General features: G+C 60.9%; 1 protein-coding gene and 1 tRNA gene. Both read right to left on the reverse strand.

Annotated elements, in window-relative coordinates; all coding sequences use genetic code 11:
- Positions 1 to 82: 82 nt before the first annotated feature.
- Positions 83 to 172 (reverse strand) — tRNA-Ser (locus RSB01_RS14280).
- 65 nt (positions 173 to 237) lie between these two features.
- Positions 238 to 516, reverse strand: a 279-nt coding sequence (locus tag RSB01_RS14285) for a LysR substrate-binding domain-containing protein (protein WP_332625792.1), incomplete at its 5' end; no start/stop codon positions are given.

Genomic DNA, 516 nt, shown 5'->3' on the forward strand with positions numbered 1-516 from the left:
GAGGTGTGTCCCGACCTGCGTTCCGCTGGCGGACCTGTATATTCGAAATAATCTAATTAAAATCAATACCTTATGTTGGCATTGGCGGAGAGAGTGGGATTCGAACCCACGGAAGGTTTAACCCTTCGCCGGTTTTCAAGACCGGTGCCTTAAACCGCTCGGCCATCTGCCCGTAACGTATTGCTCCCGGATAACGCTCCGGGGCGCGCATTCTCGCATGCCCGAGGGGTTTTTTGTTCAACCGGCTTCGATTGCCAGCGAACCGGCCATCGAGGCGCGGATCTTCTCCTTGGCCCGCTCGCAGGCGCCGCCACAATGCAGGCGCGAGGCCTCCAGCTCGGTCGGCAGGTGTTCGGCCAGGAAGTCGATGAACACCCGCACCGCCGGCAACAGCCCACGCCGCGAGGCAAACACCGCGTGGCAGATGCCCTGCGGCAATGACCAGTCCGGCAACACCACTTCCAGCTCGCCGTTGCGTACGGCTTCGGCGCAGACGGTTTCCGGCAGCATGGTGAT

It is taken from the genome of Brevundimonas sp. (assembly GCF_036659295.1).
Lineage (GTDB): Bacteria > Pseudomonadota > Alphaproteobacteria > Caulobacterales > Caulobacteraceae > Brevundimonas.